Annotated in this window: 11 protein-coding genes; 2 read left to right on the top strand and 9 right to left on the bottom strand. The window is 45.5% G+C overall.

The features are described 5' to 3' along the window. Positions 1-133: 133 nt before the first annotated feature. From QUA00_RS31910 to QUA00_RS31885, 6 genes are all read right to left on the bottom strand, one after another. Entirely contained in the window at positions 134-1,549 is a 1,416-nt protein-coding gene (locus tag QUA00_RS31910; protein WP_333412395.1) for a hypothetical protein, read from the bottom strand. Between the two features lie 83 nt (positions 1,550-1,632). Beyond that, a complete protein-coding gene (locus QUA00_RS31905; protein WP_333140421.1) occupies positions 1,633-3,261 on the bottom strand; it encodes a hypothetical protein in 1,629 nt (542 codons plus the stop codon). Further along, positions 3,254-3,682, bottom strand: coding sequence for a hypothetical protein (locus QUA00_RS31900; RefSeq protein WP_333140419.1), 429 nt, complete (start codon positions 3,680-3,682; stop codon positions 3,254-3,256). Before QUA00_RS31900 ends, QUA00_RS31905 begins: the two co-directional genes overlap by 8 nt. Positions 3,683-3,685: 3 nt before the next feature. Further along, positions 3,686-4,519: a type III-B CRISPR module RAMP protein Cmr4 gene (gene cmr4 / locus QUA00_RS31895; protein ID WP_333412392.1), complete on the bottom strand. Its 834-nt coding sequence runs from the start codon at positions 4,517-4,519 to the stop codon at positions 3,686-3,688. After that, the gene (locus tag QUA00_RS31890; RefSeq protein WP_333300504.1) at positions 4,519-5,514 is read right to left on the bottom strand and encodes a CRISPR-associated protein; all 996 of its coding nucleotides are present in this window, start codon (positions 5,512-5,514) and stop codon (positions 4,519-4,521) included. The genes cmr4 and QUA00_RS31890 overlap by 1 nt, the downstream gene beginning before the upstream one ends. Next, positions 5,481-7,040: a Cas10/Cmr2 second palm domain-containing protein gene (locus tag QUA00_RS31885; protein WP_333412389.1), complete on the bottom strand. Its 1,560-nt coding sequence runs from the start codon at positions 7,038-7,040 to the stop codon at positions 5,481-5,483. Before QUA00_RS31885 ends, QUA00_RS31890 begins: the two co-directional genes overlap by 34 nt. Positions 7,041-7,288: 248 nt before the next feature. On the opposite strand from QUA00_RS31885, the gene QUA00_RS31880 reads away from it, so the two are divergent. After that, a complete protein-coding gene (locus QUA00_RS31880) occupies positions 7,289-8,467 on the top strand; it encodes a WYL domain-containing protein (RefSeq protein ID WP_333412387.1) in 1,179 nt (392 codons plus the stop codon). 223 nt (positions 8,468-8,690) lie between these two features. Here the strand turns inward: QUA00_RS31880 and QUA00_RS31875 are convergent, their stop codons facing one another. Next, positions 8,691-13,238 (bottom strand): response regulator, encoded by a 4,548-nt coding sequence (locus QUA00_RS31875; RefSeq protein WP_333412385.1) that lies wholly within the window; start codon positions 13,236-13,238, stop codon positions 8,691-8,693. 852 nt (positions 13,239-14,090) lie between these two features. Continuing rightward, positions 14,091-17,189, bottom strand: a complete 3,099-nt coding sequence (locus tag QUA00_RS31870) for an MFS transporter (RefSeq protein ID WP_333412383.1) — start codon at positions 17,187-17,189, stop codon at positions 14,091-14,093. 317 nt (positions 17,190-17,506) lie between these two features. Between QUA00_RS31870 and QUA00_RS31865 the strand changes: the two genes are divergently transcribed. Beyond that, on the top strand, positions 17,507-18,895 hold the full coding sequence (locus tag QUA00_RS31865; RefSeq protein ID WP_333412381.1) for a 2-polyprenyl-6-methoxyphenol hydroxylase-like oxidoreductase: 1,389 nt from the start codon (positions 17,507-17,509) through the stop codon (positions 18,893-18,895). Between the two features lie 375 nt (positions 18,896-19,270). Here QUA00_RS31865 and QUA00_RS31860 read toward each other — a convergent pair. Beyond that, positions 19,271-21,194 (bottom strand): choice-of-anchor D domain-containing protein (locus QUA00_RS31860; protein ID WP_333412379.1); only part of this gene is annotated, 1,924 nt, incomplete at its 5' end.

Here is a 21,194-nt window from a genome sequence, read left to right as displayed (position 1 = left end):
GGTCTGACCAATTCTTTTTTAAGAACTCTCCGAAAGCCTCTTGACAAAAGACTTACAGCCTTAACTTGTCACCAATGGTCCGCCAGGGGTTGAGACCCCGGCGAATCCGTAAATTAGTGGCGGATTTATTGGCTTATGTTTGCAGTTCGTAACGGGCGAGCGCAGCTACCAATTCATCATGCACTTTCGCCATCAAACTTGCTGACTTTAACGAAACAAATTTTTGCGGTGAAACAAAATTTAAACAGCCTAAAACCCTAGCTTCCCATTGTTCTCGACTATCAGTATTCCAAGCCTTGAACACATCTTTTTCCTGCAAGCCACGCAAGGAATGAAAAATAATATTTCTTTCATCTATAGTATTAGCAGCAACTACTTTAATGTGAGAATCTTGATTCCATTTATTTTGATCAGATTTTTCAAGTAAAGTAAATAGTGATTTACCAAACAAACCAACACTATTGTACTGCTCATTTTTATTGGCATTAAACCAAGGCCGTAAATTTTGAGGCAGATTCACATCATGGATATATGCTGTACTTGGTTGATTGGGATTAGAGTATTTAATTTGTAGCTTATACTTCTCTAATGCCCATTCTTTGATCGAGCCTTCCACAGCGCGAAAACTGTGAAATAGAGCCTCAACCGTGTTACCCTGTCTAAGACGGATCACTCCTAAATAAGCAGCCTCATAGCCAGTCCACCACCACTGATTCAAACGCTCCTTTGCAACATCTCCCCTAGCCTTACCAAAATCTTCAAACTTAGCAAAATTCCACTGTACAGCCATTGCTAATAAATCACGGATTTCCAGCAATAGCGGATCTGAAGAATCTTTCCAGTAAGGTTTTAAAATGCGCTCAACTCCCAAATAGTCATAACGACTTAATAGCGCTTTTGCTTCTTGAACTTGCATCCCCTGTAAATAAGTAGAGCTTTCTATGAAATCACCCTTTTTGGCTAAATCTGGTTCATACTCGTTGCTCACCAAAAACTTGACTTTTTTACCAAACTTTGCTAGAGTTTCAAATTGAACCGCCGAAGAAATTGCCGGAGTTCCAGCTTGATGACTGACATAAAAGTTTGCACTTTTATCTAAATCCAAACTAGACAAAGCTTGTTGAACCAGAAACAGTGCTTTATTCCAACTATCTAACCCCTCATCTTTGGATTTAGGTTTCAATTCTAAGTAATCACTGGATTGAACTTGAGGAAATTTTTTCTTAAAATATTGCTCAAATATTGGTTTGAGCGTGCAAGTATCCTGCCAATAAGGACTTTTCTCTACTCTCCTATCTTCATCATCAAAAACCGCTTCCTGATCGGTCATAATCAAGATTATTTTGTCAGGATTTGTTTTACCTTTCTCTAACAGCTTTGCCGAAAAAGCATCAAGAAGCGGAAAGTGCAAATCCTGATAATATTCATCTGTTAACTGGCTGCCATAAACCATCCCCATCGCTCTAGCTGGTACAATGAAAGGTTCCTCATCATCAGTATTCGGCGGTCGTGTAGGTACAAAACGGCGATCGTATAATTGACTTCTCACCTTTTTGAACAAAGTATTCCAATTGTCATCAGTGTTGAGCTTGACATCGCTGCTGCCAGTTGTCACAATCCAGATATTCATAATTATTCCTCAATTGGCCAAAGTTTGATAAAGTCGCTAGTGCTATCTAAATAGTCTAGAAAATCTTCAGTTGAGTCGGATTCATCAGGAAAAATAGTCAGTAATTCCACATACTCTTTGGTGGATTGTAGTTGACCATTTGTAGTAGTATAGCGCGGATACATTCGATGCCAAATGCAACCTATTTGACCGATTTTACCAGTTAGCACTGAATTTTTAATTGATTGCTCTCCCAAGTAGGGGCCGTGAAACCATCGAACAGCTTTACTATCTAGCTGATTTTTAGCAATTCGACCCCAAACTTCAACTTTTTTTGGATGCCATGCTTCCCGCCAACTGCTGATTGAACTACTCAGTGTTTTCTTCTTTAACTTTACCCACTGTTTGAGGCTTTTTTGAAAAGTATTCAAAAAATTAGTAATATCACTCAATTCATTCACAGGACAGCAGAGACTATTTGATTTTTCTCCAAACTGCCAATGACACCCAATCATCGGGTTATGATTACCAGTTACGTACTCTTTAAAAAAGAGGCGATGGTCAACTCGTCGCCACGATTTACCAAAACCTCCAAATAGCAGAGAGAATTTTATCAGTTGAGGAATCAAGACTTTCAAGTTTTTTCTTTGTTGTTCAGCCTTAGCCGTCATGCAAAGAATATTGAGCGTCCCGTCCACTAGCTCATAAGTAGGCATGACATTCGTGCCGTAGCTATAGCTATCCAAATCTAATTCGACAGGATTAAATGCTATTCCCAGTAAGCCAACAATTGCCCCGTTTTTACCTGCAAATCCCCCCCATAGTTCTTTAGTCAATTCTTCAGCCGAATTTTCATCAGTAAGGCCACTGAATAGGCGCAAAGTATGACCCCGCAAAGCAGCTTTAAACATATTAGGCCGAAATTCGCCTGTTTTGTCTATTAACTGAGAGCCTAAACCTTGACCCTTTAATTGTATGCTGAGCAGATTACTATTGCCGTGCTTTCTCGGTTGACCGTAACCAGCGCTCACCCTAGAACCAATGCCCCGTTCCATTGCTCTTTCCCAAAGTTCCCAGATAGTTGTCCATTCTTCCTCACTAAGTTCTACTGTGCTGGAAATGCCAAAAACTAAAGTGGGCTGATACAGAGATATCTGGATAAAAGCACTGTGGCTACCATTCTTTTTGACTTGCCAATCCTCTTGGGGATGAACAACATCTACTAGGGATTTCTTAGTCCACTCTCCATCTGCGGGATAGCCACCATGAAAGCGTAAAATTCCAGGTTTCGTGTCTTTTTGGGAAAGTTGACCCCCACAATATTTCATTGCTTGTTCATCAGTGCAAGTACGCAGGAACGCGCCTTTCATACTAGCACCGGGATATAACGGCCAACCTTTTGTACCAGTCACAGGGCGGATGACTCCCTCATCTTGACCGCTATTAGAAACAAATCGCCAAGTGATTTTAAACGGTTTAGTTTGAATTGTCTTTGAGTCAAAGTCGGGAACTTCTTTGGAAACACCAGCGATCCATTCTTTAGCCCAGTCATAAGCTTGTTGTCTAGGTGCCTTGGGAATTAACCGCTGAATCTGACAGCGCCCTTCTATTTGGGCGCGAAACATCAAAGGAATATCATCGCTATCACTCATTGTCTTCACCTCCAGAATTGCTGTTACTATTAGTAGGTTTATACCGCTGAGTCCACCAAACCATACTGTCGCAAAGTTGAGTCAGCACCGCTATAGCTACTTTGCGCTGTTCTACAGGAAAATCCCACAATTTATTGGCCATAATTTTAATGGCTGCTGTATCGTCAGAACTGACATTATCATTGGGAATTTTAACGCCCGCATTTGCCATAATTTTGACTAGCGCCTTCCAAGTATCCCGCCAATAATCAGCCTTATCTTGATCTTTGACTAACCGAAACTGTTCTCCCCAAAATCTCTCTAAACCGTAAGCAACTGCAACGCGCATTTTGTATGCTTGATTGAGAGCGTCTTTTTTGTCACGATATTTGACAACTAAATCGTGAGCCTCTTGGTCTAATCTGTAAGATTCCCAAGCCATAAATTATACCTCCTTTAAGGTTAGATAGCAGTGACCGAAACCAATTGATTCTAAACCGCCGAGATAAATATCTGTGCCAGTAGAAGCGCCAAAAGGTTGCCATGTCTCTTGGTTTTCTTTGAGGGCGATCGGAAATACTAAAATTGTGCCTTCTGGCAAAGCTTCCGTATTAAAAAAAGCTCCTTTTTTAGCCTTTTTTTCCTCTTTGTCTAAGGCCACTCGACTCTGACGATATAAGGCCATATCGTGAATCATGGCAATTTCATCGTCAGCCACAACAACGGCTGGCAATTCCTCTCCTAAAGGAAACCAAGCAGACAAATCCTGAGTTTTCTCAACTGTTAAAAAGCCAAAGTTAAAAAACAGCTTTGGTTGGCCATTTATGTCGAGAGCTTTTAAGGTTTGAGAACCTGTATAACTAGCTGGAGGTTTAGCGGATTTGAGAGATGTACCATCTTTTAGCTTGACATAATCTCCAGCAATTCGCTGATAGCGTTTCAGCAAACGAGGACAAGTTACCCAGACAATTGGTTGACCCGGACAAAATACTGGCAACCACAGCAGCGAAGCATATTCAAACTTAACTACAGACTCAGTGGTACTGTCTGGTTTCCCGGATTCTGCTTCCTGACCGTACCATTTATTAGCTTCAGCTTCTCCCAGACTGCGGCGGATTTCCGATCGCAATCTTCCCCGAATCGAACTACCGGGAATAATGCCAGTTTGAGTAAACTGGTCGCGGAAAATTAAGTTTAAGTTGCCGCTTTCTTCACCAGCCGTTGCTCCCACATGAACAGGAGCAAGGGTTTCAATAATACCGTAAGCTTTTTTGTACATTATTCAACTCCTTGAATTTCAATTGGCAAACACAAACCGCACCCAACTTGTTTCAGACTAAAACCTTCTTTGGGAAACCAATTTTGGGGGAATTCCCACCAAGTTTTATCTAAAGGTTCTCTGAGAAGATAGACAGTTCCGGGAGGAACTGCATAGCGTCCCCGTCCCATTTGTCCTTTCGCGCGGTAGCGATAGGAAATGGGTTTATCTGTGAGCATCTCCGGTCGTTTTTGGGAGAAATCTTCATTTTTGGGATAGCGGTATGAAAACTTGTTAGAACCCCAAACTCCCGGTGTTATCAAAGCAAATGAGCGCTGAATTGGTTGGCGTAAAAGTTTGACAATGGGACTGTCATCATCGAGTAAAACACTCTTGATTTCTACTAAATGATTTTCGCCACCAAAGCGATACCAACCATCTGCTAAAGGATGAGTTGAGAGATAAACTAGACAACATTCATCATCCATCTGCACGGAATTTTCCAAAAACAAACCATCTTCTGCTAAAGTACAGCGTTCGTCATCTTTTGTTTTGGGGTGCAAGATAGGGACGTATTTCCAAGGAATATCGGCAACATCGCCATTTTTCTTAATAGCAGCCGTCTTATTTACCCAAGAATTAACGGTTTGCCAACTATACTCAGGATCTAAATCTTCTGATTCGCGATGCCATTTCCCAGATTTCATTTTCCATTCATCCACGCCTTTTTTAGAAATAATTTTGTGCCAAGGAATGGGGACGTAAAAGTATTCAGGATCGTCTGATTTTGCCCAGAATGGGCCAGCGACAAACAAATTATCACTAAGTTCTTTTGGAGAAATATAGGACTTAACTTTGTTGCTGCTGAAAAATAGACCAGAGAGGGTAGCTGCTTCTGGAGGGAATTTTGCCCCAGAACGTCCGACTAGATTTTCGGGCGATAAAAATCCGCCAGAACTCCCGTACATAAATCCTAAAGGACTTATAGTGATGAGATATTTGAACATAGCTGCCATCCGACATTTATTAGGTCACTAATCCAGTAAATAACTTGTTTGGATTTTTCGGGATTTGGGTAATCACCGACGATGTGCTTCCAGTTTTTTTCTAAATTCTTCTCGTCTTGAAAGTAAAGTTCAAAAAGAGCTAAAGCTAATTCATCATTTGGGCTGTTTTCCTGGGGGTTAAAACTAATAGCATGACGATTTTTGAGATGAGCTAAATCCTTGTAAACATGACTCCAGTTTGGCTTTTGATCCCAGCTTTTGCCGTCCCGGTCTTTGTATTGTTTGAGAATGTGCAAATAATCCCAAGGACAAGTCCACTGCACGTATTGACCGCTGTTAAAAACTACTCGAATTGTAACGCGATCGCGCCCCAAACTTTTCGCCCGTTTTTCAGCTTCTCGACAGTGTTGAAGAATATCTCGCTGCGGCACTCTATGACCCGCCCAAACAAAACCAACACTTAGGTTAATATCCTGTCCGTGCTTTTTCCATTCATCGGACAATCCCATTAACCATTCTAATGCCTCTATAGGTTCTGGAGGCTTTTCAGGTTTGCTGCTGTAAATTACACCGAGGAAGTCGTCACCGCCGGCATAAACAATCCGCCCTTGGTCTTTGGGGAAATTCTTGATAAAATTTTCTCCCCAAGCCCGCATGGCCTCGCTAAACTTTTTTAGACCTTCATCTCCTTCTTTTTGAGCAATTTCCTGAAGTTTTTTGCCAACTTTATCGCCATCTCCCATAAACCAGCCAGTCCAGTGTTCTGGTTCACGAATAATGTCACTAAATCCTGCTTCAAGCGGAGATATCCCAATGTTTCTAGCAATATCTTCGTCGCGAGTAACTAACCGCTTGACTAACTCAGGAATACTCAATCTTTCATTAGGTGCAAGAAATTTTCCTTCGGGTTCGCCATCTGGGGGAAGATTTTCTAAGACACAGGAAAGACGTTGATAGAAATCCTTAAGTTCAGCTTTTTCTGTATCGGATAGCTGCCGCCCTGGATTTGAATGTTCCAAACCTAAACGCGGCCAGGCGATCGCATCCGTGCCAGTCAAACTCGAACTGTCGCCAATCCAGTTAATTGCCGTCCAATCACGACGCAATTTGCGAGTTTCTAGATTCTTCATCGCAGATTCTATCGAATCTCCGTGTCCCCAAAATATCTCCCAAGTGTACAAACCCCATCGCATCCACTCTTGCTGCCAAAAGTATTCCTCTTTAGGAGGTACTTCTCGTTCTATCCAAACTCGACATTCATTTAATATTTCTTGCCATGACTTCTGAAGGGTATTTGTCACGTCATTCCTGGAAAATTCCCCTTTGCCTTTCAGAAGTATCCGATTGGGCATTCCTTTTTGGATGTTCGGGGCACCCGGAGAAATGACCTTTAAACCTGATTTTTCGGCTTGCTTTACTAGCTTGTAACTCAGATAAGACAGAATCAGTGAAGCCCCAAATAAATCTCGGAGTTTGCGGGATTTCTCGATAAAGCCTTGAACGGGGGCAAAGGCGATCGCAGTGTATGCAGACATAAATTCAATTTTAAGGCGGGCAATGCCCACCTGAATGCTGCTGGTAGTGTCCCAAGTCGCTAACTGCTTAAGTTCTACTCAACTGAATATATCAGCCGAGCCAGCTTCATGTCTTCAGATTCACAATATTTATTAAAATTGTTGTGAAGCCTAAAAGTCTGTAAATAATACTCTCCCGACCTTTCTATATTTTTATGTCAATATTGTCTTTTACTTGACTTTTCAGCATTTTACCCCATCCACCCATCATGGCCAAAAAACCAACCCCTCACCCCTACGCCGACAAACTAACGTTCGATCGCATCATGCTCCTCATCGCCACATTAGTAAACCATCCCGGAATCGGACACTCCGACACCGAAACATCCGACAGTAAATATCACGATGCCTTGCTAGAAGTTCAATCTCAATTACAGAAAATTGCAGCCGAATTCAACATCGAATTTCCCGAAAACTATCCCGCAACTCCCACAATTCGCAAAGATTTAGAAACTTTGCGGCACTACGGAATCCTCGACAAACGAATGTATCGCTTCGGCTATTATCTCGGTACCGGCGCAATGAATCGCGAAGAACTACTATTCGCATTTCAAGCAATAGCATCTCAAGCCAAATATCAAGGAAATCCCCAAGCCCGCCAAATTTGCGAAAAACTCACTAAACTGTTGCGCGGACTAGATATCGAACTCAAAGGTAAATTGTTTTATCCCGTTCGCGAACACCTAAATCGTGCGATTATTTACACCGATCCTGTGGAAATGAGCGATCGCCAAGAATATCGGAATACCCTATTTCACAAACTAGACATCGTAGAAACAGCAATTGTTCGAGGTCAGGCGATCGAACTTTACCGTCAAAGCGATTATTACGGTAAAGGCAAAGTCGGTTTCCGGCGCATCTGGCCCCTGCAACTGATCTATCACGATATCGCTTGGTACCTGATTTGCGAATCTTGCAACAACGGGCATTTGAGCGTAGAACGGGTGAATCGCTTTACTGACTGCTGCGAAATTATCGATGTAGAAGGGCGTGGTATAGCCGTACAGGAACAGCGTTTGAAAATAGCTCAAAAGTTGTTAAAAAACGGCTGGGGGCTGTTCTTGGGCAATCCAGAGCAACAGCAGGCTGAATTGGGCGGTACGCTGAAGTTGGAAAAAGTGAAGGTGCGGTTTTTTGAGAAAGTAGTGGGATTTATCTTAGAGGGCGATCGGCGGCATCCGCGACAAAAGATTAAAGAAGGCCCAAGGGATAGTTTTGGCAAAGTGCTTTATGTGGATTATCAGATCGATTTGCCCGATCGCTCCTTGAACGAATTTAGTCTGTGGGTGAACAGATATATGGATAGCGCCCAAGTGCTTTCCCCGCCGAGTTTGGTAGAAAAACACCGACAAGCAGCGAGAGATTTGATCGATCGATACAGCTTGTAATCGTGGCGGCGGGTTTTATCAACCATCACTAGACCTCTTGCAAAAGTCCTTTCGATCAAATTTTCGGACGGGCTCTCCGGCCCATCACACAAGAGAAAAAACTTTTTGTGGGACGGGCCGGAGAGCCCGTCCCAGCTATTTTTGCAAGAGGTCTACTGTCTAAAACCAACCATATCAAAAACCCTCCCCCACCCACGAACAATAGTTAGTTATCAGTTGTTAATTATTCTGTCATTGTTTCGCTGTACTGCCTCTCTATTTTTAACGCCGTTTCGACTCTTTGATATTCCGCTTCAACCTCTTCTAAAAGCGCGCAGGCCGGATCGGGTAAAGACTGGTTAGCATTTGTGCCGATGCGGCCCATGATTTCGAGTTCCTCGCACAGTTCAAACAAGCGAAAAGCACCGAGAGTACCGCTAATCGACTTCAAAGAGTGAGCCGATCGCCGCAAAGCCAGCGGATCGGCGTTGCACAGAGCCATAGAGATGCCTCGCAGCAGTTCGGGAGCTGTTTCGAGGTAAATCTCGATCGCCTCGTCCAAAGCTTCCACTTCTCGCAGTCCCTCTATAATCTTGGGACTTAGGGAATCGTGCCCCTCTGACAAAGCCCGATCGAGATTTGATGCACCCCACTCGACGACTGCGGGCGAATTGGGAATTGTCTGTTGTGGATTTCCCGCAACAGCCACATTCGATCGCACTTCTAATTCACTCGTTCCTTCGATCTGTTCCGCTGGGGCATCCAAACAAATGATCGGCTGCAGACGATCGAATGCAGAGTTCGATCGAGATTTACACGCGATCAAAGCTCGCACCAACTGATCGATGGCGATCGGCTTGCTCAAATAGTCGTCCATCCCCGCAGCCATACACTCTTCGCGATCGCCCTGCATCGCATTTGCCGTCATCGCCACAATCCAAGGCCTGGTCGATTTTCGATTTGCGATTTTCGATTTTCGATTGTTAGATTCCTCAGTCGATTTTTGATTTTCGATTTTCGATTTTCGATTGTTAGATTCCTCAGTCGATTTTCGATTTTCGATTCGGGATTTTCCATTATTAGATTGCTCATCAGTTGCGGAAACTTCTGATTCTCCCGTGTCATTTTCTAAAGTTAAATCTGCTGAAAATTGCTCCCGGATGCGGCGGGTAGTTTCCAGTCCGTCCATTTCCGGCATTTGCACATCCATCAGCACCACATCGTAAGGCTGGCGGCGCAAAGCTTCGAGCACTTCGATACCGTTTCCCGCCACATCCGCGCGATACCCCATCCGCTGTAAAATTTGCAAAGCCACCTTCTGATTCACCAAATGATCGTCCGCCAACAGAATCCGCAGGGGTAAGTCCTCTGCCAGCACGGGTATGGTTTGCAAGAAAGACCCGGTAGTGCGCTGCCCTTTAAATTCTGTTGTCTGTTCTCCAAAAATATTGATTAAAACATTGTAAAGCTGAGATTGTTTGATGGGTTTATTCAAAAAAGCAGCAAAATCCATCTCCATAGAAGGGGGGTTAATTTCTTGCCTGCCGATCGAAGTTAGCATCACTAACGGCAACTTTTCGCAATCAGGATACCGACGAATTTGCGACGCTAAAGCTAACCCGTCCATTTCCGGCATTTGCATATCCAAAACTGCCAAGTCAAACATTTCTTTAGCAGCCAGCCAATCTAAAGCCAAACGAGCCGAAGCTGAAGCCCTAGCCACCATTCCCCAAGACTGAGCTTGGAGAGTCAAAATTCTGCGGTTGGTAGCATTGTCATCGACAATTAAGACTCGCTTGCCAGCTAATTCTGGTTGAGAATTGCTCAAGTTAAGTGGTAAGGAATTCTTGCAGCCAGAAACGATCGTACTAAAATAAAAAGTAGAGCCAACGGATTTCGTATTTTGGGCGCTCGGCTGGTTGCTGAGTACAGATTTGGCATAGCCATATTTTTCGGCAATTTCGCAAGATTCTGCCCATCCCAAATCAATAACTGCCGACGATCTAAAATGGGCAGGAGGATTGCCCGCGACACTACCCATACTTTCCACCCACATCCGGCCGCCCATCATTTCGGCCAAACGCTTGCTAATTGCCAAACCCAATCCGGTACCGCCGTACTGCCGGCTCGTTGAAGAATCAACCTGGCTGAAAGATTTAAATAGCCGATCCATGCGATCGCTCGGAATGCCGATACCGGTATCTTTGACCGCAAAATGTATTTCGTATGCTGGGTTAATTGCTATCGGTTCGCCCGCAATTAATGGCGGTTCTTTAGCCTTAGCCGCCGGCACTGAAATCTTTTTGGCTGTCACCGAAACCACCACTTCTCCAGCGTCGGTAAATTTAACAGCATTACTGAGCAAGTTGATTAAAATTTGCCTCAAGCGGGTGCTGTCGCCGATCGCCGTTACCGGTACTGTACGATCGATCAAGTAACCCACTTCGAGTTTTTTTTCTGCCGCCTTAGCAGCTACCAAGTCTAGAGATTCCTCAATGCAAGTGCGGATGTCAAACGGATGTTCCTCCAAGTCCAATTTGCCCGACTCAATTTTCGAGAAATCTAGAATATCGTTGATCAGCGTCAGCAAGGCATCGCCGCTGCTGCGGATAGTTTCTACAAAATCGCGCTGTTCGCGAGTTAAGGGCGTATCCAGCAGCAAACCGGTCATGCCAATGACTCCATTCATCGGAGTGCGAATTTCGTGGCTCATGGTGGCTAAAAATTCGCTTTTGGCTCTAGTAGCCGCCAGTGCTTGATCGCGAGCTTTTGCCAAATCTACGTCTGTTTGCTGGCGTTCTAGTTCGCTTCCCACCCACTGAGCCATCAGTTTCACCAACTCTCTGTCTACAGCTCGGAACGGTTCTGTCACAGAAGTCGGAGAAAAGAAGCACAGAGTGCCGTAAACTTCACCTCCCACCGTGACGGGAATGCCCATGTAAGCTTCAATGGGGAAAGCTCGATCCTGCGTGTTGAAGGAAAAACCCGAAAATCTCACCGACTCAAAGTAAATCGGTTCTTTTGCCATTGCCGTAGCGACGCAGAAAGTTTTTTCCAGATCGTAGATTTGGTCTTTGACTATGGACCCGTCGGGACACTCAACAGCCATTATTTGATAGTTGTCGCCTTGAATGCAGGACAAAATTCCCACCGACAGCCCTAAATGCCGACATCCCATTGCCAGCAGTTCTTGGAGGCGCAAATCAAAGGTAGAGAGGTGGTTGAGCGGGTCTGTACGGGGAGCCGAAGTCACTTGGTACAAAGCTTTGATTGCAGCTTCGCTTTCTCGCAGTTCTTGTTCTGTTTGCTTCCGCACGCTGATGTCGCGGGAAATGCCGATAATTTCTTGGACTTCGCCGGTTTGGGGATCGCTGATCGTGCGGCCTGTGGTTTCAAACCAAATGTATTTGCCGTCTTTGCGGCGGATGCGGTAGCTGACGGTGTAAGTAACTGGGAGCGCCAGGACTTTCCAGTGAGCTTTGGCAATGGTTTCTAAATCGTCGGGGTGAAAATAATCCTTGGGGACGCGGCCGATTAGTTCTGAAGGTTCGTATCCCAGCAAAGCCAGGCTGGCGGGCGAGACGTAAACAAACACGCCTTTGGGGTCGTGTCTGGTGATCATGTCGGTTGAATTTTCGGCCATCAACCGATAGCGGTCTTCGCTTTCATTACGTTCGACTTGAGAATTGCCCAATGCTTCTAGCATTCGGTTGATGGCGTCGGCCAAGCTTGCGAGTTCATCTGCTCCGGCCATAGGAACTCTCAAGCTTGGGTCGCCGTTGGCTGCGATGTTGCTGACGCTGGTGCTCAAGGCCGCCAATCTCGCTAAGACTAATTTTTCTAGCAACAGCAGGGTGATGGCGCTAAATATTAAACCTACTGCCAGTATTGATAAGGTAAACAGCTCCAAGGTGGCCTGACCTTGGCCGTAGATGATGCGATCTGTCTCTACTCGCAGCAGCAGCGCTAGGTTGCCGTGGATGTCGCGAATCAGGGCGTATCCAGCGACTAAGGTGTCGCTGAGTGGCTCGACTAAAATTTCTACTGATTTGAGGTTGGAAATTTTGAGTTTGACATTTTCCAACTCCTGCCTCGATCGAGCCAGCGCCTTGGCGCTGTGCCCGGAGTAGTTCGCGGCTCCCACTTTAAAATCTAAACTCGGCAATCTAAAATCCACTGACAGGTGAGTCAGTTCTGAAAGCAAACCGATTTCGCTGCTGTCTAGGTAGCGTCCCAAGATCAGCGTCCCCCGCGGCGGGCCTTGGGAGTTGCTGTTCAAGATGGGCTTGGAGGCAATCAGCAGTCTGGCTTCTGGCAGGGTGAGGACGCCTGTTTTGGCGGCCCGGCGATCGCCATCGACTGTCGATGAGTCTAGTAGCGCCTCGCTCAAGTGCTGTTTTAAGCTTTCGGGAATCGGGATTTCGGTCTGGGATTTCAGGTCGAAACCTTTGCTGAAGATCGTCTTACCGTTGGAGTCCAGCAGCACCAATAAGTTTAGTCTCAAGTAAATAAATGTCGAATCGACGAAATTTGACTTGACAAAATTTTCGTTCCGTGTAACGACGAAAGAGTAAGTATCGTCCCACTCGGCGTAATCTTGGGCGCTGGTGTCTAAATTAGACAAGTCATCATCTAATGCGTCCAAAGCCCGTGCGACATCCTGGCGGACGTACTGTGCCTCCAGGTTGTGAAAATCATGCAGCAAAATAGTTGATGCAGTGGCATACAGAACCACAATCAGGCTGATCAGCGCTGCACCGATGATTAATAGTGTTTTTTTTCGGAGTTGCATGGCGTCGCCCTCCTCACGGTGCTAATAGGCAACTAGCCAGGAGAGGTTTGAGACGTAGGTTGTTTAGCATTGGCTCGCGCAGGGCCTGCGTGTTTGGACTTTTCTGGGCTGACGAAAGCAAAGCCCTTGGTATTTCCAAGGTATCCGGTATCTTGCCCCCCACAGTCAGTGTAGTATTTTCACAGCTTTAGTTCCCTATTATGCACAACCTATGACCTACAAGTTATAACCTGACGATCGGCATCTTCAAAATTAACCGCCGATCGAACTCAAAACAGTTCGCGTTTAATACTGACGCAGCCAGGGCGGCGGGCGGTTGGGAGAACATGCGTGCTGGGTTGAGAACCCTAACTATATATTGTACCAAAAAAGTATTGAGGAGAGAGCGGACTGGCCGATCGAGTTTTGCGCGCAAAAAGCTTCTCATTCCAGCAGCTTTTTTGATCTTTGTCCTATAGCAATCCTTGCAGGAGTAGTGGAATAAGCCTAAAAGCCTATCCAGCCGAGAAGCTGGAACCGCGTTCAAAAATTGTCATAGCAGAGGCAATGAATATCCGGCGACTTTTTATTTATTACATCTGCCCATAAAATATACAACAATCAAAAAAATCGGCTTTTCACTTTTCTATTTTGAATGAATCAAAACTGCTAATTAAGATGTATAAATTCACAGTGTTTACCATCTTCAAAAAACCAATAGGAGCGGGCTTACCAATAACCTTAAACAGTACCAAAAAGTTAAATACACCCGTTCCCACTCTCCGATCGCATCCTTTACTAACATTAGTGCCTGATATCAGTATAAACTCATATCAGGCACTATCTGCAATCCGATCGCAACTTGAGTCTTTTTTATCGGATGACGGCTAAAGCACCGGCGCCTGCTGCTGCGGCGGCCGAGGAAAGAGCGGTGAAAAACAGCCACCAAGAGGCAACTTCTGCAGCTTTCCGGGTTTCTTCGGCTTGTTTTTCGGCTTGCAGTTTGATGCTTTCGAGGCGAAGCTGCGCCTCTTGCTGCAAGCGTTCTGCTCTTTGCAAGACGGTGTTCCGGCTTCTTTCAATTTGGTCGATCAAGCGGTTGGCATCTGCTTCGGAAATGTCCTCGCGAGAACTCATTAGTGCTACTAAAGTATCGCGGTTGAAATGACCCAGCCGATCGCGCAAAGCGTCAAATCCGGCTTGCGGATCGTCAAATAACTTCCGCACGTCCCGCGTAATGCCTTCGTAATTTAGTTCAGGGCGATCGAGCGAATTGAGGTAATCCCGAATTTTTCCGAGAATCCCGTCAATTACCGACTGAATACCCTCCTGTATTTTCTGAATTTGGAGTGCGAATTCATCGCGCACCGACAAAACTCCATCGACAATGCGATTGGCTTCTGCTTCAGAAATATCCTGCCGCTGAGACAACAGAGAAACCACTGTAGCTCGATCGATGTGCGACAAGCGCTCGCCCAAACTGTAAGCGCCGACTTTCGGGTCATGCAGCAGCAGTTGCAAGTCGCGCTTGATGGCTTCTGGATTTAATTCATCCTTGCCCGTATTACGCAAATAATCTTCTAAAACACCCTGAAAATCCTGCACTTGGCTTTGCACCCGTTTTGCCAAACGGCGCGGCGCTTTCACAATCGAGCCAAGGGTTTCCTGCACTTGGTCGATAATTTGATTAACTTGTTCCTCGCTCAAATCTTGTCTCTGAGAAAGCAGTTTTACCAAAGTATCGCGATCGACTTGAGACAGACGGCCCCGCAGCGCTAAAGCTCCTTCTTTGGGATTTTCCAGCAGTTTTGTCAAATCCCGCTTAATCCCTTCTGGATTGAGTTCTGATTTGCCAGTATTGCGAAGGTAATCTGCAAGGGCGGTTGTGGTTTGGTCGTACTGATCCTTAGCTTTTTCGGCCAACTTTTGCGGCGCATGCAGCGCGCCGTGCCAATTTTCTTCGGCACTGTCGATAAGCTGATTTACTTGGTCTTCGCTGAGGTCTTTCCGCTGAGATAGCAATTTTACCAAAGTTTGGCGATCAAACTTAGAAGCTCTAGCTCTCAGCGCCCACATTCCCGCTTCCGGGTTGTCCAGCAGCGTTTTCAAATCGCGCTTGATGCCTTCGGGATTGAGTTCTTCTTTGCCCGTAGACTTCAAGTATTCTTGCACTCTTTGCCACTGGTTATCTAGTCGGGCTTGCGCTGCTTCTTGCAGACCTTTAGCATCTGCTAAAACTACATCTCGCGTCCTTTCCAACTCTTGAACAATCTGTTCTACTTCCTGAAATCCGAAGTTTTCGCGACCTCGGAGAATTTGCACAAAACTGTCGCGGGTGTAAGGAGACAGGCGATCGCGCAACTGTTCGTAACTAGCGTCGGAATCCTCTAAGATTTTTTTGAAATCCCTCCCGATACCTGCTGCTGTCAGTTCCTCTTTCGGCGTCAGCTTCAAATAAGTTTCTAGCCGCCACTGCAAGTCGCGAGATTTTTCTTGCTCCTCGGCAAAGATAACGGTTTGTAAAACGCGCTGTCTAATTGCTTCTAATTCCTGGGAAATTTGTTTAATTTTGTCTTGGGTAAAAACACCTCTACTGGCTAGGATTTCGGCAAAATTAGACTGTTTTAGTTTTTCTAATTCGCGGCGCACAGTTCCCGGATCTGCTGTAGGATCGTAGAGAACGTCCCGAAATTCGCGCTCGATGGCTTGGGGGTTCATCTGCCACGAATAAGTGTTGAGTAGGTAGTTTTCTACGTCGGCACGAATTGGGCTGTAAGTTACGGGTTCGCCTTTGACTTGAGCGGTAATTTTATCAGTTTGCTGGGTAACTTTGTCTTTAGCTTCTTTGAGCTGACCGACTACTTTTTCAAGATCCAAGTCAGAAATATCCGTGCGACCCAATACTATTCCCATTAAAGCATTGACTGCCATTGTGGTTGCTTGGGACATCATGTTCGGGCTTTGTCCAGAATTTTGACCGCCCAGACTGCTGAGGGCTTTTTCTACCCTACTTGCCAATTTATCTGAGACTAAATCTCCAGATTTTGCAGATTTGAGATAGTCTACTAATTGCGCGATACCGTCTGATGGCTGCCCTTGTTTTCCTACTTGTTTCCAAGCATCTTGGAGTTGGTCTACAATGCGGTTTACGTCGCGTTTTGATAAGTCCGATCGCGAACTTACTAAATCTACGAGAGTTTGCCGATCGAGATTCGGCAAATTTTCGGCTGCAATGGTTTTTAGTTGCGGATCGTTGAGCAATTTTTCAAACTCGCTACGCATCCCTTTGATGTCTAATTCCGGCGGTTTCAGGCTTTGGATGTAGTCTTCGACGTTTTCGCGCAAGCTTGTGGGGTCGATCGCGCTACCGAGTTCATGGCCCACTGCTGCTGCTGCTGCTTTGGCTGTGGCGACTACTTGGTTGCTGGCTGCTTTTGCGCCGATAGCCGAGGCTGCGGTGCCGACAATGGCTTGAAAGCCTGCTGTGGCGCTGTTGACGACGGAACCGATCAAGGAACCGACGGTGGTGGAACTCACCCAAACAAGCATTGAGAAATAGGTTGCCCACACGACTAAACCGACGATCGCACCTAAACCGGGACTGCTAATCAAGCTGAGCTTAACTGCAAGCAAGCAAGCAAAGAATAGGGCGATGGTGACGGTAATCAGCGTCCAAGTGCCTACTTTTCTGCCGATGTGGCGGACTGGGGAACTGCCGCTATCCGACTGGTGGTCGTCGTCGTGGGATTGTCCCATGTACGAAAGACCCGCGGCTACTGATAAATTTGTTAGCAAAAGTTGGAAAGCGCAGGCGAGTACCACTCCAGCTATCAAGGCGATGAAAAATTGCGGCCCGGAATAAAGGAGTGCTGCGTCTTCTGCTGTGTTTGTAGTAGTCTGCTCTACTGGCACTTGGGCCAGCCAGAACCCGATGTTATACAGTTGTGGATTTATTGGCAAATTTTGATACATAGTATATTCCTCGTTAAGGAGTGGGTGCGCGCGCTCATTGGCGCAAGTTAACCAATGTATAGTTTTAGACTCATGCCCCCAATGGCAATCATCGCCTTATTGACGAGCTAAAGCATCCCCCTACAGTCGGAAGTGTAGAAATATGTCTGCGGCCGGCTATCACTTTAGGAATATTTGTGGTATGTAAGTCTGATTAAAATAATCGCAGAGGAGAATCTGTGGTCGATCGATATTAAGAGTTGGTACACAAGCCCAGACAAATTGTTCAAAATTCATCAACCAATGCCATAGCAAATTAGCTTTGAAGGGATTCGATAGTGCAGCGAGAAAGTCATGCAATTATTATTGGCTGCAGTTTAGCAGGACTGTTGGCCTCTAGAGTATTAGCCAAACACTTTGACCGAGTAAGTATTGTTGAAAGAGATTTTTTTCCAGAAAAACCCGCACCTCGCCCCGGTATTCCTCAATCCCGTCACCTTCACATCCTTTTAAATCGGGGGAGAATCATCCTAGAAGAGTTTTTTCCCGGCTTAGAAAACGAACTGGTAGCTGCTGGTGCTCCTAGTTTAGATCCGAGGTCGATCGGGTGGTTTAGTCCGGCAGGTTGGGCCCCGCACTTTAGCCCGGATCTAAATGATTTAATTTTGTTCAGTCGGGATTTACTTGATTGGCAAATTCGCCGCCGCTTGGCTGAAAATACGAACGTGCATTTCCTCCAAGGAGGTACAGTAACGGGGTTGCTGGCGAATGCCTCACGCGCGGAAGTTGCTGGCGTGTCGGTGCGTTTTCGCGATCGCCACAACCCTGGTAACATCCATGCAGAGAATTTGAAGGCAGATTTAGTAGTCGATGCTGGTGGCAAAGTTTCCAAAACACCTAAATGGTTGAAAAGTTTGGGCTATGAACCTCCGCAAGAAACCGTTATCAATGCTTTTGTCGGCTATGCCAGCCGCATCTATAAATGCAGCGGTAAATTGTCAGACACAGCGCCAGTATTTGTGTCACTATGGCCGCCATTTCGCACCCGTGGCGGTGCAATTTTTCCGATCGAAGGCAATCGCTGGCTGGTGAGTCTCAACGGGGGCGATCGCGATTATCCCCCCGCAGACGAAGCAGGTTTTCTAGAATTTGCCCGCACTTTGCCAACCCCAACAATTTATGATGCAATTAAAGACGCCGAAGCAATAACACCTGTTTATAGTTATCGAGGTACAGAAAATCGTTGGCGCCACTACGAGCGCCTCCGTCGTTCTCCTGAAAACTTAATAATTATCGGTCATGCAGTTTGCGCTTTTAACCCTATATACGGACACGGAATGACGGTGGCTGCACTGGATGCTCAGATGTTAGATGAATGCCTCCAAAAGCAGCGGCAGCGCTATCTGGAAGGCAATTTAAAAGGTTTCTCTCGACAATTTCAACAAAAATTAGCAAAATTACATACAATTCCTTGGACATTTGCCATCAGTCAGGACTCTCGCTATCGGGGAAGTGAAGGTGCAAAACTAAACCTCGCTACGCGGCTGACAATTGATTACATGAATTTGGTGTTAAAAGTGCTGGTCGGAGATGCTAAAGTTTGTCAAGCATTTGTGGAAGTTGTGCACATGATTGAGTCGCCGGCTGTACTTTTTCATCCCAGTATTGCGGTTAAGGCGATCGGGCAATTAGTCACCGGAAGAAGGCAGAAGGCAGAATTAATATAAAGAGTTTATACAGAATCAGGTTATTTTGGCCAATTCTATTTTATCACTGCCGATGAAAGGAGATAAACGCAGATGGCATTATATTCATCTGCGTTTATTTAACCTGATATTATGTCCGCTAGAACCGGGATTATAAAAGTAGTTTGTAGTGAGGAGTGATACCAATTTTTTATGAGGCTGCATAGCATCCGATCCCCCCTAGCCCCCCTTCTTAAGGGGGGGACAAGATTCCGATCAAAGTCCCCCTTCTTAAGGGGGATTTAGGGGGATCGAGATATGTGCAACTCCACATTAAATTGGTATGAAGTCTCATACTTTTATGAGGAAGGACGTGGTTACTACAAACTTATAACGGTTATTTTAGCGGACATGATATCAGACAATTCTGAAATCGTTGACAGCAATTAGGCTGGCGGTGACTCCCGTTAACGAAGCAATTACTTCTCCACTTCCCTTTAATTTAATCAGCGCGCTGTTATTGTTCTGACTTATTTCTAACTGGTTAAAACTTAGCCCCCCCGACAATCCTATGAAATCCTGACCTTTAACAAAATCAGAGATAATATCGAATCCGCTGACGACTCCTAAGACAAAAGTGTCGTTGCCCAAACCTCCGATGAGGCTGTCATTCCCTAAATCTCCCGACAAGAAATCATCGCCAACGCAGCCGAGTAAGGTATCATTATCTTCACCGCCGTAAATTGTATCGTTTCCTTCGCAGCCGTCGATTAAGTCCTTATTCTCGTTGCCGCTGAGGAAGTCATCTCCTGCACCGCCGCACAAAGTATCGTCTCCGAGTTGTCCGAAGAGAGTATCATTGCCTTCGCTGCCTAGAATTAAATCCTGGGCTTTTCCGCCGGATAGGATATCGTTTCCTTTGCCGCCGTCGATAAAATCATTACCTCGATTGCCCAAGATTAAGTCATCATCTTCTTTGCCGTTAATTGAATCGTTGCCCTCATTCCCAAAGATAATATCTTCACCAAAACCACCAAGAAGGATGTCGTTTCCTTTGCCGCCAAATAGGATGTCGCCTCCTTTATTGCCATCAATGAAGTCATTGTCTTCATTGCCGTTGAAGATATCCTTAAATTCGCCACCAAATAGGTGGTCGTTGCCAGTTAAAGCATCGAAGATATTGGGACTGTTGCTGCCCAAATAGGCGTCGTTTCTGGGAGTGCCAATTAGAAGACCGGGAAGACCATTGATAATATTATCAATTTGTTCGTTGGGTTTGTTGAGATTGGGATACTCAATTCGATCGCAAATGCACTCTGTATCGGGAATGTTAACAGGTGTCGGTGTGGTTACGGGTGCAGGTGTTGGCGTGGGTACGGGTGCAGGTGTCGGCGTGGGTACGGGTGCAGGTGTCGGCGTGGGTACGGGTGCAGGCGTTGGCGTGGGTACGGGTGCAGGCGTCGGCGTGGGTACGGGTGCAGGTGTTGGCGTTGGAGTTGGAGTTGGAGTTGGAGTTGGAGTTGGAGTTGGTGCGGTTGTGACTGATGCTGAAATCGGGAAATCAAAGGGATTTTCGTCACTATCATCATTGACAAATTGCAGCGTACCTGATTTATTTCCTGCTGCTGTGGTATCTACTTGAACTTGCAGGTTAGTTGTACCGCCAGCGGCGACAGTTGTTTCAGGTAAATTTCCAACAATGCTAAATCCGGTTGGTAGGGTAAGGTTGCTGAGGTTTAAAGCTGCTGTACCGAGATTTTTGACGGTAAAGGTTTTGTTGAGAGTGCCGCCAATTAATGCACTACCAAACTCGATCGTACTTGTAGTACCATCTACTATATCTGTTGTTCCGTCTAATACTTGGATTTCCGGTAATGGTGTAGCTGTGACTGATGCTGAAATCGGGAAATCAAAGGGATTTTCATCCGTATCATCATTGACAAATTGCAGCGTACCTGTTTTATTTCCTGCTGTGGCTGTATCTACTTGAATTTGTAAATTAGCACTCGCGCCAGCGGCGACAGTTGCAGGTAAGGTTCCGACTAGGTTAAATCCGGTTGGTAAGGTAAGGTTGCTGAGGTTTAAAGCTGCTGTACCGAGATTTTTGACGGTAAAGGTTTTGTTGAGAGTGCCGCCAATTAATGCACTACCAAACTCGATCGTACTTGTAGTACCATCTACTATATCTGTTGTTCCGTCTAATACTTGGATTTCTGGTAAGGGTGTGGTTGTGACTGTGGCCGCTATGGGGAAATTAAAGGGATTTTCATCACTGTCATTATTGACAAATTCCAGCGGACCTGTTTTATTTCCTGCTGTTGTGGTATCTACTTGAATTTGC

Source organism: Microcoleus sp. T2B6 (assembly GCF_036700475.1).
Lineage (GTDB): Bacteria > Cyanobacteriota > Cyanobacteriia > Cyanobacteriales > Microcoleaceae > Microcoleus.
This window is presented reverse-complemented; position numbering and strand designations above follow the sequence as displayed.